This is a genomic window from Bradyrhizobium sp. KZN70725 (assembly GCF_055264925.1).
Map to the genome: position 1 here is coordinate 1 of NZ_JBUYWT010000220.1, position 446 is coordinate 446.

The 446-nt window shown below is 64.1% G+C and carries 1 protein-coding gene; it reads right to left on the minus strand.

All coding sequences use genetic code 11. The features are described from left to right. Positions 1-446 (minus strand): transposase family protein (locus ACZBJS_RS42805; protein ID WP_463440369.1); only part of this gene is annotated, 446 nt, incomplete at both ends.

Below are 446 nucleotides of genomic sequence, written 5' to 3' on the forward strand. Positions count from 1 at the left end.
CGCCCGCGCGCCTGCGGCGAATAGGCTGCGATATGCTCGATCCCAAGATGCGACAAAGCCCGTCCCACCTGGGTTTGTTGCGTCTTCGAGATCTTCTCGCCAGCTTTTGGGGTCAGGAAATAATGGCTGCCGCGGTCGGTGTAGAGCGCGCAGAACAGGCCATGCTCGCCAATCACTTCGCGCAAGGCCTGGAAGGTCGAGGCCGTTCCTTCTTCCTCGACCAGCACCATCGAGTAGATCTCGCTGGTCGCATCGTCCATCGTGACGATCAGGTCCCTCGCGGGCAGGCCTTCGATCCAAACGTGGCGCGATCCGTCCTGGTGCAGCAGCATGCCCCGAAGCGGCCGCCGCGGCCGCTTCTTGCGGTGCGCCGAACGCTTCGGAGCCTTCCGCACCAGCCCCGCCGCGTGCAGCGCCAGCTTCGTCACCGTATAGCCCAGCACATA